Genomic DNA, 15063 nt, shown 5'->3' with positions numbered 1-15063 from the left:
AACGTGAATTCAATGGAAAGAATACCTGTTTAGACTTTTTTCGATCACTCTTATTGAGTCAGCACAACTTTGTAACGCCTGTCACAGATACAAACATCCATTCATCTTCTTTATGATATTTTTGTTACACCTCGAAATGGGTGGATCAGAACCAACTTTCAGAGCCTGTTTAAGCATATGTAGTGTGTCATTTTTTTGACTGCACAAGTGCTTGCACTTTTTCATTTTTGTCGTAATTTACAGTCTTTTTTAAATTCTAATTTAATGAATAAAAGATCTTTGTATTATGAAAAAGAGGTATTTAAAAAAGCTTGAGTTCTTGTTGGTACTATGGTCTTTTTAACACCTTCACGGTGACGTTGCAGTACCCAAATTAATAGCAACCGCAACGGAGACAATCATGGACGTAGTGGCAATTAATAATCTGATCGATTGTGCCCGAAAGCATGAAGAGGGCTCAAGCCACCTTCAGTCGCTTGTCTGTCAACAGGTGGAGCAGTTGCACCACACAATCGAACTTCCCGACGACATGGCCAGTGAGACACTGCTGAAGTTTGCAGTTGAATACATTGATCATGTACCTGACTTTCTTGAAGCGCTGGATCAGGCTTCAAAGGAACTGGACATTGAGGCTTTCATTTCCCCTTTTCTAAGCATTGCCGAAGAGAACTTTCTGGCACCGGTTTTGCAGTCCCAAAATAATGTGGGGCTGTTTGATCTGCTGGATAAAGCCTACTTTACGCATCGACTGATTGAGGAAGTAAACGACAGTTACCTATCTCGAATCGGCTCTCCCCTGATCCCGATGAACATGACCTGGGCCAACCTGATCATTCATGCCATTCTGGGTGAAGAGTTTGGCAATGAGCTGGACAAAATCGTTGAGCAGACGGTCAGGCACATGATTCGTTCGCAGGAGCTTTATAACGATCGCATGTTCAAGGATTTCGTCAACAACCGCAATCCGGAGCAGTGGGTAACGACCTGGTCAAAATGGAATTGCCTGTCCAGCCGTATGGGTATTGAACTGAAGTTTACGTCAGCAGCCTGATCCGGGGCACTGACGATGAAGTAGACGTTAATGCAGAGGACTGTATTTGAACATCGCTTGTTAAACTCCAATAGCCATGGCGCATTTGCAAAGCAGCACAGCTGTGAGGGTTTATCATAACATCTGATTTCGAACTCAGGGTTGTTGATCCAGTATTCTTACGATCTGAACAGCGCTTTCCTTTTTAGCATCATCATCCGACTTCCTGTCTTCTGGGGAGACCCTCGTCACTGGTGGTTTCCCCGCAAGAGAAGGATCTTTTTCCATCACATCCGAATAATGGCATTCCACGCACTCGCGATAGTTTTCACCGTTCTCGGTGTACATCCTCACCGAATCCTGCTGACCACAGGATGGACAGACGGCTCCGGCAATAAATCTTTTCGTTGTCATAGCTCTGAGGCCTACAGCAAACAGGTGCCACAGCGCATAAATGCCTATAGCACATAAAGAAATACCGAGACCCCGAGATCCCATGATCTCAGAGCCTTTCATTCAAAATTCTCTTTTCAGACAGAGATACCCGAATGGCGCAACAGAGCATCCACTTCTGGCTCCCGGCCCCGGAAATTTACAAACAGCTCCATGGGCTCCGCAGAACCGCCTTTTTCCAGAATTTCATGCAGGAAAGACTCACCGGTCTGGCGGTTGAATATACCCTCTTCTTCAAATCGAGAGAAGGCATCCGCAGACAATACCTCAGCCCATTTGTAGCTGTAGTAGCCCGCCGCATACCCTCCAGCAAAGATATGGCTGAAGCCATGCTGGAAACGATTGAAGGCCGGAGGCATAACCACAGAGACCTGACTGCGAACTTCATCCAATACCGCCTGAACCGTTTTCCCTTCACTCACGCTTTTTGAAAAGTCTTTATGCAGTTTGAAATCAAACAGTGAGAACTCCAGCTGACGCACCATCATCATGGCGGACTGGAAGTTTTTAGCGGCCAGTAATTTATCCAGTTTATCTTCAGGCAGAGGCTCGCCCGTTTCAAAATGGCCGGAGATCAAAGCCAGACCTTCTTCTTCCCAGCACCAATTCTCAAGAAACTGGCTGGGCAGCTCGACTGCATCCCAGGCTACGCCATTGATTCCGGATACGGCAGAATAATCGACCCGGGTCAGCATATGATGCAGACCGTGACCAAACTCATGGAACAGGGTCACAACTTCATCATGGGTCAGCAGGGCTGGCTGATTACCAACGGGTGGCGTGAAGTTACAAGTCAGGTAAGCCACTGGCAGCTGAACTTTGTCGCCAATCCTGCGACGCACCCGGCACTCACCCATCCAGGCACCACCGCGCTTGTGTTCACGGGCATAGAGGTCGAGGTAGAAACGACCAATCACTTCGCCATCGCGAATAACATTGAAAAAGCCAACATCTTTGTGCCAGGTTTCAACGTCGGTGACCTTGTCAAAGGTAATTCCAAATAGGCGTTCCACGACAGAGAACATGCCATTCACTACTTTTTCTGACGGAAACCAGGGACGCAACTCTTCCTGAGAAATAGCGTAGCGCTGCTGTCTGAGCTTCTCGCCATAGTAGCCAATGTCCCAGGCCTGCAAATCTTCAGCACCGTGTTCTGCTTTGGCAAAGGCTTTCAGTTCATTCAGTTCTTTTTCTGCCTGAGGCTTGCTCTTACTGGCCAGATCTTCCAGAAACGCAACGACCTTGTCAGTGGAGTCAGCCATTTTGGTCGCCAGTGAGTATTCCGCATAGTTATTGAACCCCAGCAGTTCGGCCAGCTCCTGACGTAGCTTGAGGATTTCATTAATATTGCCTGAATTATCAAATTCACCCGCATTCGGACCCTGGTCCGATGCCCGGGTACTGAACGCTGTATAAACCTCTTCCCGCAACTCACGATTGTCTGCATAGGTGATCACCGGGAAATAGCTCGGAAAATCCAGATTCAGCATCCAGCCTTCGCTGTGACCTTTGGACTCAGCCAACTGTCTGGCGCCTGCCAATGCGGATTCAGGCAGGCCGACCAGCTCTGATTCATCGGTAATCAGTTTGGACCAGGCCATGGTGGCATCCAGAACATTGTCAGAAAACTTACTGGTCAGTTCAGAAAGACGTTTTTGAATGTCGCCATAACGAGCTTTTTTCTCTTGCGGCAGGGCAACACCCGCCAGTTTGAAATCCCGCAGATTATCGGTAATGACTTTTTTCTGAGCCTTATCCAGATTCTCGAACCCCTCTGACTCAGACAGCGTCAGATAGGCCTGATAGAGATCCTGATTCTGACCCAGCCATGTTGAATATTCGCAAAGCAGGGGAAGACAAGCATTGTAAGCATCTCTTAGCTCATCGGTATTGACGACAGCATTCATATGACCCACCGGTGACCAGGCCTGATTAAGCCTGTCTCCCAGACTGTCCATGGGTTCCTGAAGCGTCTTCCAGCTGAAGGTTTGATTTTTATCTGCCAGAAGTGCGTCTACCGCTTGCTCACTTTCGGCAATAATGGTCTCTACAGCCGGTTTTATATGCTCTGGTTTAATCTTGGCAAAAGGAGGCAGTTCGCAGGTTTCCAGCAGTGGGTTGCTCATAATTCAGATGCTCGCTGTTTATTGTCCAAACTGATGGTTCTTTTTATGTCTATGGGTGCAGGATTATCGGTTTTCAAGGACAATGCAATACTTGAAAGCGTTCTGCTTCGCGACAATAGCTGTCTAAAAGGCATAACTTTCTTTCAGTTTGAGCAATTGTTGTTCTAACTTTCCCTGTCTGAGAAACTATTGAGGCATGAGATGAGTCCAACTGTATTCAAGGAGAAGCACTATGCCATCATCAACGCATGGAATATGCACTTCCGGAACTGAAGTGACAAATATCTCATCTCATGGCATCTGGCTAATGACCAGTGGCAAAGAGCTGTTCATGTCTTACGAAGATTTTCTATGGTTCAAGGACCAGCCAGTTAGCGCAATCATCAACGTTGAAGAACTCAGAAAAGGTCACTTCTATTGGCCAGATATTGATGTTGATCTTACTGAAACAATGATTGAATCTCCTGACCGTTTTCCTCTTAAAGCCCAGACAAAGAGCAAGCAAAGAAGTCAAACATCATGACAAGCCAATCCATCAGAACCTTCAGAGGTCATACCCCAGCACTGGGTGACCGGGTATTTATTGACGAAACCGCCCTGGTCCTGGGCGACGTAGAAATTGGTGAAGACAGCTCCGTCTGGCCCATGGCGGTGGTGCGCGGAGATATGCATCGCATCCGCATAGGCTCACGCACCAGTATTCAGGACGGTTCGGTGTTGCATATCACCCATGCCAGCGCGTTTAACCCCGATGGTTATCCGTTGATTATTGGTGATGAAGTGACGGTCGGTCACAAGGTCACCCTGCACGGTTGTACGATCCACAATCGCTGCCTGATTGGCATTGGAGCCGTGGTGATGGATGGCGTATTGGTCGAGGAGGAAGTGATTGTCGCTGCGGGCAGCCTGGTGCCACCGGGAAAGCGACTGGAAAGCGGGTTTGTTTACAAAGGCAATCCAGCCCAGAAGGCTCGCCCGATCAGTGAAAAAGAGAAGGCCTTCTTCTCTTACGGTGCGGACAACTATGTGAAGTTGAAAAACGAATACTTAGGCCTTTAAAAGGTTATTAAAAATAAATTTAATATAATTAAAGTTTACTTTCGCCCAAAGTATTACAGACGCTTGAACTATCCAGACCTAATCTTCCCATATCAGCAAATGATTTGGGGAGATTCACCATGAGCGAAGCCATTAAGCCCATCAACACAGCAGCCACTCAACAGTCCCACTGGATCGCAGACAGCCAGATGGATAAGCAGGAAATCTACAACGCTGAAAAGCAGGCTGAGAAATTTCATGAAAACCTCAGCGCCCAAACCGCTGAACAGCATTCTGGATATATGAAAGATAAACAGGCAAGACTCGCATTATTGCTGAGCCAAAAGAATTTTGTTATTTGAGCCTATGCAGATTGACTGGGGCTGCTATGCTGTCAGCTCCATTCACGTAAACAGGTTCCATAATTCATGTCCCTAGAAGTAAGACTTGAAAAGCTTGAAACCCAGCATAGAAACCTTGACGCAGATGTGCACAGTCTGGCCAGGGTGTGTGCAGATATAAAAAACATCGCACTCACTAATCAGCATGATATTGCCGGATTGAAGTTAGATGTTTCCGGGGTGAAGACGGATCTCGCTGGTGTGAAAGCCTGCATAGCTGCATTGACAGAAGCCACCCACGCAGGGTTCAAGAGGGCGGATGAACAACACAATGAGTTCGTCAGGGAAACCCGCCAACGCTTTGATGAACATGACAAGCGCTTTGATGAACATGACAAGCGCTTTGATGAACATGACAAGCGCTTTGACGAAGTCGATCGGCGCTTTGACAAGGTCGACGAGCGTTTTGATCGGCTCGAGTTACTCATTCGTCAGAGAATTCCCAATACACAAAACTAATCACTTCCGAAAACTTACCCTTCCACAAAAAGCCCGCCAGATTTTAATGGCCGGGATTTGTCGTGTAAAATCGACAAATCAGGATTGGTTTTTTTAAAGGCCAGATGTTATAAGCCCGCTCAATTTTTTTTATTCTAATTCTGAGTTTAAGCTGAACCGATGGAAATCTACTCCACAGCCATATTGCTGTTCCTGATTATGGATCCGCTCGGCAATATGCCAATCTTTATCTCTGTTCTAAAAGCTGTGCCCCCCAGGCGTCGGGTCAAAATTCTGATGCGGGAAATGCTGATCGCCCTGTTGATTCTGGTGATTTTCCTGTTTGTCGGCGATGCCATGCTACGGGTACTCCATCTCAGGCAGGAAGCGGTCAGTATTGCAGGGGCGATTATCCTCTTTATTATCGCCATCAAGATGATTTTCCCTCCCAGCCGAGGGGGTGGCATCATGGGTGACACTCCCGATGGCGAGCCTTTCATCGTACCTTTGGCCATTCCTTTGATTGCCGGTCCTTCTATCCTGGCCACCCTGATTCTGTTGGGTAATCAGCACCCGGGAGAACAGGCTAAACTGGTGACGGCGTTGCTGATCGCCTGGGCTGCATCCGCCGCCATCCTGATGTGCTCAAATCAATTTATGAGAGTATTGGGCAACCGTGGTGTATTCGCTATTGAGCGACTGATGGGGATGATTCTGGTGATGCTTTCTGTGCAAATGTTTATGGATGGTATTGCCAAGTATCTGGGATAATTCCTAATCGTTTGGAGGCTGCAAAAAGTCAGCCTCCAATCTCAAAAGCCGTAAAAGTATCCTTAATTTATATCTTCCATACAAAATACTTATCGCCTGATGCGCTGCAAAAAAGGTGTAACTTTGTCAGCATAAAAAAACTGCATAACCCTTATGAAAAAAACTTATAACCATAGATTAAGGAAAAGTCAGTTTATTCACCTGTATTTTTATAAATTTCAACAAGTCTAACTTTTTTGAACGATTCAATTTTTACGCACATACGTTCAAAAACCTTCTTGATCCTTTTTACAACTTTTAGTTATATTCGGTTACCCGACCACTGTGATTCGGTTTTTCTGTATTAAAAACACATAATCCGAATAGTCGATGATCAGGGTCGGGGAAGATTTCCGTGATCTGTTTTTCGGGATCAATGCTACACCCGGCGGAATTGACGACAGTAGTCCATCAAATAAAAACAACCACCCAGTAGATGACTCTTTACTCAAGTTGAGAACATTGAACAAGGTGTTATAAAACGGCAATACACAGGATCGTGTGTTACTCGTCTTGCTCTGACACATCCGTCAGCAGCAACAGCACCCGCCCATTACCATAACTCCAATCAGAATTATGCGTTGACCGTTATCAGACCGGTCATCGAATGAAGGGGATAACAATATGAAGAAGCCATTCAAGGCTCTGACGCTTGCCGGCATTCCGGCTTTGACTCTGGCCGCCAGCATCATGGCCGCCTCCAGCGCCAACGCCGCAATCGTTCCGGCAGGCACACAACTGGCACAGGTCCAGGAGCTGGTCCGCGGTAACGGCTTTGAACCTGCTTCTATCGATCCTCAGAAAGTAGAAGGTGTTCCGGGTTCTAACATCACCAAAGATCTGTTTGAAGGTCTGGTAACTCAGGATGCAGAAGGCAACACTATCCCGGGACAGGCTGAAAGCTGGACCGTTTCCAAAGACAATAAAGTATTTACATTTAAAATTCGTGACACTGCGAAATGGTCCAATGGTGACCCGGTAACTGCGGGCGATTTTGTCTTCGCTTTCCAGCGCGCGGTTGATCCTGAAACAGCGTCCCGTTATGCCTGGTTCATGGAAATCCCAACCATCGTTAACGCATCTGCCATTGTCAAAGGCGAGAAGCCAGCAGACAGTCTGGGTGTTAAGGCTATTGACGACAAAACCTTTCAGGTCACTCTGGAACAACCTGTTCCTTACTTCGTCAAAATGTTGGCTCACCAGACCACTTTCCCTGTTCCCCAGAAAGTTGTTGAAATGTTAGGAGACAGCTGGACCCGCCCCGGCAGCATGGTATCCAACGGTGCATACAAACTGGCTGACTGGCGTGTAAACGAAAAAATCGTTCTGGAGCGTAACAATAACTACTGGAACAATAATGAAACCGTTATCAACAAGGTGACATACCTGCCTCTCCAGAACACTCCAGAGCTGAACCGCTACAAGGCCGGCGAAATGGACATGACTTACGTGATTCCTATTGAACACTTCAAGTCCCTGAAAAAGCAGGCACCCAGTGAAGTGAAGGTAACTCCATACCTGGGTACCTACTACTACAGCTTTAACACGGAACGTAAACCTTTTGACGATGCCCGTGTTCGTAAGGCTCTGTCCTACGCCATCGATCGTGATGCGATCACCCAATACGTGAAAGGTCAGGGTGAGAAGTCTGCTTACACCTTCACCCCTGATACCATCAGCGGCTTTGTACCACCAACCACTGAATACAGCAAAATGGCCCAGGCAGAGCGTAATGCAGAAGCCAAACGCCTGATGACTGAAGCTGGATACGGCCCAAACAAGCCGCTGGAACTGGAAATCCTGTACAACACTGACGAAGCTCACAAGAAAATAGCTATCGCCATTGCCCAGATGTGGAAGCCACTGGGTGTAAAAACAACTTTAGTTAATCAGGAGTGGAAAACGTTCCTCGACTCCCGTAACGACGGCAAGTTCGAAGTAGCCCGTGGCGGTTGGATTGGCGACTACAATGAAGCCTCTACCATGCTGGACCTGAATACCTCCACCCACGGTCAGAATGACTCCAGGTTTGTTAACGAGATGTATGACAAGTTGATGGCGGAATCCAGAGTTGTGACCAGCGACGAAGAGCGCTCCCACCTCTACACTGAAGCCGAGAAAGTTCTGGCTGATGAGATGCCTGTCGCTCCTATCTACCAATACGTCACCAGCCGACTGGTTAAGCCATACGTCGGTGGTTACCCAATGAGCAATGTTGAGGACAACGTTTACACCAGAGATTTGTATATCAGGAAACATTAATCTCTCTGGCGTGGAAAACCCCTGGTTCCCACGCTCTTGAGGGATGTCACAAAACCTCCGGTTTCCGGACTGAAGCCCGGCAACCGGAGGGTTGGTAACAGCCTCTCCTGCATGGAAACAAGTTTTACATACAGTCAGGGACACATAGTCGTCTAAGACTAACAAAGAGTGTACCTATGTTTATATTTATTATGAAACGCATCGGCGTTGCCATTCCGACACTGTTCATTCTCGTACTTTTGTCGTTTTTTCTGATGCAGATGGCTCCGGGCAGCCCTTTCACGGGCGATTTCAATATGCCACCGGAGATCCTGGCCAACCTTGAAGCCAAGTACCACCTCGACAAGCCGCTCTGGCAACAGTTTGCCTATTACCTGAAAGACCTTCTGCAGGGCGACCTGGGACCGTCTTTCAAGTACAAGGATTACACCGTTAACGAACTGGTGGCCCAGAGCTTCCCGGTTTCCCTGACCATTGGCTCACTGGCGTTTTTATTCACCGTTATTGTGGGAGTTGGACTGGGAACTCTGGCAGCCCTGAAGCAAAATTCCTGGATCGACTACACCATAATGACGTTCTCCATGGTGGGCGTTGTACTTCCTTCTTTTGTGATTGCGCCACTGATGGTACTGATCTTTTCCATCAGCCTGAAGTGGTTGCCTGCGGGTGGCTGGAACGATGGCAGCTGGCAGAACATGATTCTTCCTGTCGCCGCCATGGGTATTCTTTATGTAGCGGCAATAGCCCGAATCATGCGTTCCAGCATGATTGAAACCCTGAACAGCAACTTTATTCGTACTGCCAGGGCCAAGGGTTTGCCAAAGCATCACATGATTCTCAAACATGCCCTGAAACCCTCATTGCTGCCTGTTGTTTCTTATCTGGGCCCGGCTTTCGTCGGCATTATCACCGGCTCTGTGGTGATTGAAACCGTGTTTGGCCTGCCGGGCATGGGCCAGCATTTTGTCAATGGAGCACTGAACCGGGATTACTCGCTGGTATTGGGACTGACGATCATCATTGGTTCACTGACCATCCTGTTCACCGCTATCGTCGATATTCTCTATGGGCTGATCGATCCAAAAATCAGGGTGGGGGGTTAAACCATGGCGTCTATTTCCATGAAAACCGGCACTGTGAATAACATGGTGAAAAAAGAGAGCCAAAAGGCTGTGGAAAACTTCTCCGAACAGCTTGCCAACGAGCGGTTGGAGATTGAAGGGCGCAGCCTCTGGGCCGATGCCCGCCGACGCTTTCTGAGTAACAAGGCCGCTGTCGCCAGTATGATCGTTCTGGCAGCGGTCACCTTGCTGATTATCTTTGGCCCTGCGGCCAGTCAGTTCACTTATGAAGAAATTGACTGGGCCAATATGGCTGCACCACCCTCTATGGAAACCGGACATTTCTTTGGTACCGACCACCTCGGTCGGGACCTTTTCGTACGGACCCTTGAAGGCGGACGAATCTCCTTCATGGTAGGTGCACTGGGGGCTCTGGTGGCCGTTATTATCGGAACCATTTACGGTGCCATGGCGGGCTTCCTGGGTGGCCGTGTTGATAACCTGATGATGCGGGCCCTGGAAATTCTTCAGTCTTTCCCGTTTATGTTTCTGGTTATTCTGATGATCACTTTCTTCGGACGCTCCATATTGCTGATCTTTATCGCCATAGGGGCCGTCTCCTGGCTGGATATGGCGCGTATCGTCAGGGGTCAGACCTTGAGCCTGAAGAGCAAGGAGTTTGTCGAAGCGGCCATCATCAGTGGCGCCAATTCCAGCCAGATTATTTTCCGTCACCTGATTCCTAACCTGCTCGGTATTGTGGTGGTTTACGCCTCCCTGCTGGTGCCCGGAATGATTCTGTTTGAATCCTTCCTGAGCTTCCTGGGACTGGGTGTACAGGAACCCATGACCAGCTGGGGTGCACTGGTCAACGAAGGCGCCATCTCTATGGAAGTGGCGGTCTGGCAGCTGGCCTTCCCGACCACTTTTCTGGTGATTACCCTGTTCTGTTTCAACTTTATTGGCGACGGGCTCCGTGATGCCCTGGACCCGAAGGATCGTTGATATGCAACTATTAGATGTCGATAACCTGCGGGTTCGATTTACGACACCCGACGGGGATGTCACAGCCGTAAACAATATGACCTTTTCTCTGAAGGCTGGTGAAACACTGGGCCTGGTAGGAGAGTCCGGGTCAGGTAAAAGTCAGACCGCTTTTGCTCTCATGGGGCTGCTGGCCAAAAACGGCATTATTGAAGGTTCCGCCAGGTTTGAAGGACAGAATATTCTGGCGCTGAGTGAGGCTGAGCTGAATCGTATTCGTGCCCAGAAGATCGCCATGATCTTCCAGGACCCCATGACCTCGCTGAACCCTTACATGAAAGTAGGGCCTCAGCTGATGGAAGTTCTAAAGCTGCATAAAGGCATGAGTAAAAAAGAAGCCTTTGAAGAATCCGTAAAAATGCTGGATGCGGTAAAAATTCCTGAAGCTCGCAAGCGTATGAGTATGTATCCCCATGAGTTTTCAGGCGGTATGCGTCAGCGGGTTATGATTGCCATGGCATTGCTGTGTCGTCCCAAACTGTTGATTGCTGACGAACCGACCACCGCTCTGGACGTCACCGTTCAGGCCCAGATCATGGAGCTGTTGAATGAACTGAAGACCGAGTTCAACACCGCCATCATTATGATCACTCACGACCTGGGGGTGGTGGCCGGCATCTGTGACAAGGTACTGGTAATGTACGCCGGTCGTACCATGGAATATGGCACGACCAACGAGGTCTTCTATGATCCTCGTCATCCATATTCCCGAGGCCTGCTGGCTGCGATTCCACGACTGGATACACAGGGTGAAACTCTGCCCACTATTCCGGGCAATCCTCCGAACCTGTTGAGCCTTCCGCAGGGCTGTCCTTTCCAGGAACGTTGCCCTCATGTCATACCACCTTGCCAGCAGGAAGCGCCGCCACTGGAGAGCTTTGGCGAAGGTCGTCAGAAAGCCTGTTTCTGGACACCCGACAACCCCGTTAATACTTCCGGCAGGGAGGTGGCAGCATGAGCCTTCAGCGGCCTATAAAAAGCCTTCAGCGATCTATAAAAAGCCCTCAGCGAGCTATAGAAAGCCCTCAGCCTATTTTGAAAGTTCGGGATGTTAAGGTTCATTTCCCGATTCATAAAGCCAAAAACTGGCCCTGGGAGAAATCCCCGGTCCTCAAAGCCGTTGATGGTGTCAGTTTTGATCTCTTCGAAGGAGAAACCCTCGGTGTCGTAGGTGAGTCCGGTTGCGGCAAATCAACACTGGCCCGCTCGATCATTGGTCTGGTGAAGGCTACGGAGGGTGAAATTCTCTGGCAGGACGGCAATATTGCCGGGCTACCGGAAAAAGCCATGAAAAGTATCCGCAAGGATATCCAGATGATTTTTCAAGACCCTCTGGCGTCACTGAACCCGAGAATGACCGTAGGCGATATCATTGCCGAGCCTCTTCACAACTATTACCCGGATCTCTCGAAAGATGAGATTCTTTCCCGGGTTCGTGAAATGATGACCAGGGTGGGCCTGCTGCCTAATGTTATTAACCGTTATCCCCACGAGTTCTCTGGTGGTCAGTGTCAGCGTATTGGTATTGCCCGGGCACTGATTCTCAAGCCGAAACTGGTGATTTGTGATGAGCCGGTGAGTGCTTTGGACGTGTCCATACAAGCTCAGGTGGTTAACCTGCTGAAAGAGCTTCAGCAACAGATGGGACTGTCACTGATCTTCATTGCCCACGACCTGAGCGTAGTCAAGCACATCAGTGATCGGGTACTGGTGATGTACCTGGGTAATGAGGTAGAGACCGCCAAAGCCGAGCCAATGTATGATGCCCCCCGTCATCCCTACACCAAAGCTTTGTTGTCGGCGGTGCCTGTCCCTGACCCGAAAATGGAAAAAGAGAAAGAGATTGAACTGTTGGAAGGTGAACTGCCATCGCCTATCAACCCACCCAGCGGCTGTGTCTTCAGGACCCGCTGCCCGATAGCAGAAACCAGCTGCGCCGAGCATCGTCCAAGACTGATGAATGTAGGCAACCAGCATTTTGCGGCCTGTCCCAAGGCCTGATTAACTTCTCACCTGTCTAATGGCAGGTGAGTCGTCTTGCCGTTCAGCTAGCCTTCCGGCAACCAATTCTCTGTCATGATTTGCTCAAAATCCCAGGGACAGCTCTCTGGAAAACTGCTCTCATCCAGTCTCTGATGGGGCTGGACGTAATCATTCATGGCCTGAATAGCCAGTTTCTTACCACTGGCGTAAGCGTCGTCAAATACCTCACAGACTTTATGATTCAGGTGGGAACGGTCCTGAAGCAGAATGACCAGCTGTTCCCTCTGTTCCCGGATAGTGCCTTTCCAGCTACGGCAGTTATATGGCTCTGGAAGCACCGGATTAATGACTTGAGTCTGGTACTGGTATTTGAGCAAGTGCAGCAAGAGAGTCGTTAGCCTGGATCGAAGGGTGTTTCGATCATTGCCCATATCATCAAACTCCTCAATGACTCTCTCCAGATCAAGTTGATCAAAGCGCCGGTTGATCAAGTGATCTTTCTGTTGCTCTTTCCAGCGATAAAAGTCAGTTTCGTACAGGTTTTCCATAAGCTACCTCCATTGCTCTTCCACTTTAGGCAAAAACAAAAAGGGGAGCAAAGGCGAACTGAAGAAAGATTCCTACAGATGGGGCTGTCACTGATCTTTATTGCCCATGACCTGGGCGTAGTCAAGCACATCAGTGACCGGGTACTGGTGATGTACCTGGGTAATGAAGTAGAGACCGCCAAAGCCGAGCCGATATATGTCGCCCCCGTCATCCTTACACTAAAGCGCTGCTGACTGCGGTGCCTGTCCCAAGGCCTGTATCTTTACTTCTTGCCATATCTGCTGACGCAGATATGGCTCCCTTTCTCATAAACCTGCAGAACAAAACAGGTAACTGACTGGCACAGCCACTAGCTGATCCGAGAAGGGTAGTACCCTGTCTCCGTTATAGACGATAACACCTCGTTGAATACATCCTGTTTTTATCAGCATTTCCTGAGCCGCAAACATTTCCTTCTTAATCGTTAAGCCTGCTTTCACTTCAATACCTGTCGCTCGTCCGCTACGTCCGGACAAAATAAAATCCACCTCTCGCTTGTTTTTGTCACGGTAATGGAACAATTGACAGTCCTCATCACTGACAACGATAGCTTTCAGCAATTCTGAGCAAACCCAGGTTTCCATCATTGGACCCATCAGATTTTTATCAGCCTGAAGCGAATCTTCATTGATACCTCTCAGCGCACAAAGCAGTCCAGTGTCCACAAAATGTATTTTGGCCTGCTTGACACTTCGTTTCAGCTCATTGCGATGCCAACCGGGAATTCGCTTCACCAGATAAAGATTTTCCAATGCCGAAACATACTTCTGTACCGATTTAATATCCATCTGCACAGCCTTTCCAAGACTGGCATAGTTCAAAGCATTTGATGAAATAGAGGCTAACCGTTTCAGTAGTTGAGCCATTTCATCCAGCTTTTGCAGCTGGAACACTTCTTTGATATCTCGCCGAACAATGGCATCGCTATAGGAAAGATGCCAACGAGCCCTCCGTCTTGGTGAACGTTGCTGAACTTCAGGATAACCGCCGCAGACAATCGCCGAGATAACGTCATCGTATCCAAAAGAAATCAAGGGCTTTGGAACAAAATCTGGAGACAAGAGTTGTTTAATAATATCGTTTTCATCACTACTGAATAAAGGCTGTTGCAGCTCAGGTTGACTGAACGGATACAGGGTCACGAACTCAACTCGACCAGCCAGAGAATCTGCCAGTGTGGGCAGCGTCATAAGATCAGCAGAGCCGGTCAGAATAAAAGAACCAGGCTGACGATCTTCATCTACTAACAATTTGATAGTACGCACCAGTTCAGGAGCCCTCTGAACTTCATCAATAATGACAGGGCGTAATTGATGACGCAGCAAGCCAATAGGATCATCACGGGCAATGGATAGAATATTTTCGTCATCCAAAGTTAGATAACTACCCTTTTCTATTAGCTCGGGCAGCTCCAGAAGATGCTTGCTCAGAGTAGTCTTTCCAGACTGTCTTGGGCCGGTTATCACCACTACGGGTGTATCAGTCAGACATTCCTGAAGGTACCGTTCAAGAGCTCTGGTAATGTAGGGCATATTTTCGACCAAAATGGATTTTAAACCCGACTATTATGGATTTTAGTTAAAACTAAAATGGATTTCATTTAAGACTATTATGGATTTTAGTTAAGACTAAAATGGATTTCCAATAAAGATATAATGAATTTAAATCACTCAGTCATATTGCCTGTCAGCTGGTTTGGGACGAAGCCCATGGCTCCGCAAGCCGGTCAGACTGAATGACTGAAAACCCGACATCACCCCTGAAGCGTACTGATTAATTATGTTTCAGGGGTTGTCATCTGGGCATTTCAAGGGTTTAATTCGCGCATT

The 15063-nt window shown here is 48.2% G+C and carries 16 protein-coding genes; 12 read left to right on the top strand and 4 right to left on the bottom strand.

Translation table 11 applies throughout. From position 1 onward, the window contains the following. The first annotated feature begins 400 nt into the window (after positions 1–400). Positions 401–1051, top strand: coding sequence for a hypothetical protein (locus ACOJUN_RS07945; protein ID WP_422136119.1), 651 nt, complete (start codon positions 401–403; stop codon positions 1049–1051). 135 nt (positions 1052–1186) lie between these two features. On the opposite strand, the gene ACOJUN_RS07940 is transcribed toward ACOJUN_RS07945, so the two are convergent. Both ACOJUN_RS07940 and prlC read right to left on the bottom strand, forming a co-directional pair. Beyond that, positions 1187–1444 carry a YheV family putative zinc ribbon protein gene (locus tag ACOJUN_RS07940; protein WP_422136118.1) on the bottom strand — a complete coding sequence of 86 codons (258 nt, stop codon included), beginning with the start codon at positions 1442–1444 and terminating at the stop codon, positions 1187–1189. A 116-nt stretch (positions 1445–1560) separates the two neighbouring features. Further along, positions 1561–3609, bottom strand: coding sequence for an oligopeptidase A (prlC, locus tag ACOJUN_RS07935; protein WP_422136117.1), 2049 nt, complete (start codon positions 3607–3609; stop codon positions 1561–1563). A 232-nt stretch (positions 3610–3841) separates the two neighbouring features. On the opposite strand from prlC, the gene ACOJUN_RS07930 reads away from it, so the two are divergent. The 10 genes from ACOJUN_RS07930 to oppF all read left to right on the top strand — a co-directional run bounded on the left by ACOJUN_RS07930 (position 3842) and on the right by oppF (position 12664). Next, positions 3842–4132: a DUF2442 domain-containing protein gene (locus tag ACOJUN_RS07930; protein WP_422136116.1), complete on the top strand. Its 291-nt coding sequence runs from the start codon at positions 3842–3844 to the stop codon at positions 4130–4132. Continuing rightward, positions 4129–4668, top strand: a complete 540-nt coding sequence (locus ACOJUN_RS07925; RefSeq protein WP_422136115.1) for a gamma carbonic anhydrase family protein — start codon at positions 4129–4131, stop codon at positions 4666–4668. Before ACOJUN_RS07930 ends, ACOJUN_RS07925 begins: the two co-directional genes overlap by 4 nt. 119 nt (positions 4669–4787) lie before the next feature. Continuing rightward, positions 4788–5009 (top strand): hypothetical protein, encoded by a 222-nt coding sequence (locus tag ACOJUN_RS07920; RefSeq protein WP_422136114.1) that lies wholly within the window; start codon positions 4788–4790, stop codon positions 5007–5009. Between the two features lie 66 nt (positions 5010–5075). Next, positions 5076–5507, top strand: a complete 432-nt coding sequence (locus ACOJUN_RS07915; RefSeq protein ID WP_422136113.1) for a hypothetical protein — start codon at positions 5076–5078, stop codon at positions 5505–5507. Between the two features lie 159 nt (positions 5508–5666). After that, positions 5667–6257 carry a YhgN family NAAT transporter gene (locus ACOJUN_RS07910; protein ID WP_422136112.1) on the top strand — a complete coding sequence of 197 codons (591 nt, stop codon included), beginning with the start codon at positions 5667–5669 and terminating at the stop codon, positions 6255–6257. 663 nt (positions 6258–6920) lie between these two features. Next, positions 6921–8558 carry an ABC transporter substrate-binding protein gene (locus tag ACOJUN_RS07905; RefSeq protein ID WP_422136111.1) on the top strand — a complete coding sequence of 546 codons (1638 nt, stop codon included), beginning with the start codon at positions 6921–6923 and terminating at the stop codon, positions 8556–8558. 176 nt (positions 8559–8734) lie between these two features. Next, a complete protein-coding gene (oppB, locus tag ACOJUN_RS07900; protein WP_422136110.1) occupies positions 8735–9661 on the top strand; it encodes an oligopeptide ABC transporter permease OppB in 927 nt (308 codons plus the stop codon). Positions 9662–9703: 42 nt separating this feature from the next. Continuing rightward, entirely contained in the window at positions 9704–10624 is a 921-nt protein-coding gene (gene oppC / locus ACOJUN_RS07895; protein ID WP_422137053.1) for an oligopeptide ABC transporter permease OppC, read from the top strand. Position 10625: 1 nt separating this feature from the next. After that, the gene (locus tag ACOJUN_RS07890; RefSeq protein WP_422136109.1) at positions 10626–11621 is read left to right on the top strand and encodes an ABC transporter ATP-binding protein; all 996 of its coding nucleotides are present in this window, start codon (positions 10626–10628) and stop codon (positions 11619–11621) included. Then, the gene (oppF, locus tag ACOJUN_RS07885) at positions 11618–12664 is read left to right on the top strand and encodes a murein tripeptide/oligopeptide ABC transporter ATP binding protein OppF (RefSeq protein ID WP_422136108.1); all 1047 of its coding nucleotides are present in this window, start codon (positions 11618–11620) and stop codon (positions 12662–12664) included. The genes ACOJUN_RS07890 and oppF overlap by 4 nt, the downstream gene beginning before the upstream one ends. A 47-nt stretch (positions 12665–12711) precedes the next feature. Here oppF and ACOJUN_RS07880 read toward each other — a convergent pair whose 3' ends face one another. Then, positions 12712–13194: a DUF29 domain-containing protein gene (locus ACOJUN_RS07880; RefSeq protein WP_422136107.1), complete on the bottom strand. Its 483-nt coding sequence runs from the start codon at positions 13192–13194 to the stop codon at positions 12712–12714. Between the two features lie 78 nt (positions 13195–13272). On the opposite strand from ACOJUN_RS07880, the gene ACOJUN_RS07875 reads away from it, so the two are divergent. Then, positions 13273–13428 (top strand): hypothetical protein, encoded by a 156-nt coding sequence (locus ACOJUN_RS07875; RefSeq protein ID WP_422136106.1) that lies wholly within the window; start codon positions 13273–13275, stop codon positions 13426–13428. A gap of 72 nt (positions 13429–13500) precedes the next feature. Here the strand turns inward: ACOJUN_RS07875 and ACOJUN_RS07870 are convergent, their stop codons facing one another. Next, complete coding sequence (locus ACOJUN_RS07870) at positions 13501–14766, bottom strand: ATP-binding protein (protein ID WP_422136105.1); 1266 nt, start codon at positions 14764–14766, stop codon at positions 13501–13503. Positions 14767–15063: the final 297 nt, after the last annotated feature.

Origin of the sequence: Endozoicomonas sp. ALD040 (genome assembly GCF_049275945.1) — a bacterium.
Classification (GTDB): domain Bacteria; phylum Pseudomonadota; class Gammaproteobacteria; order Pseudomonadales; family Endozoicomonadaceae; genus Endozoicomonas_A.
The sequence above is the reverse complement of the archived record's forward strand: the minus strand, read 5'-3'. Positions and strand labels throughout refer to the sequence as shown.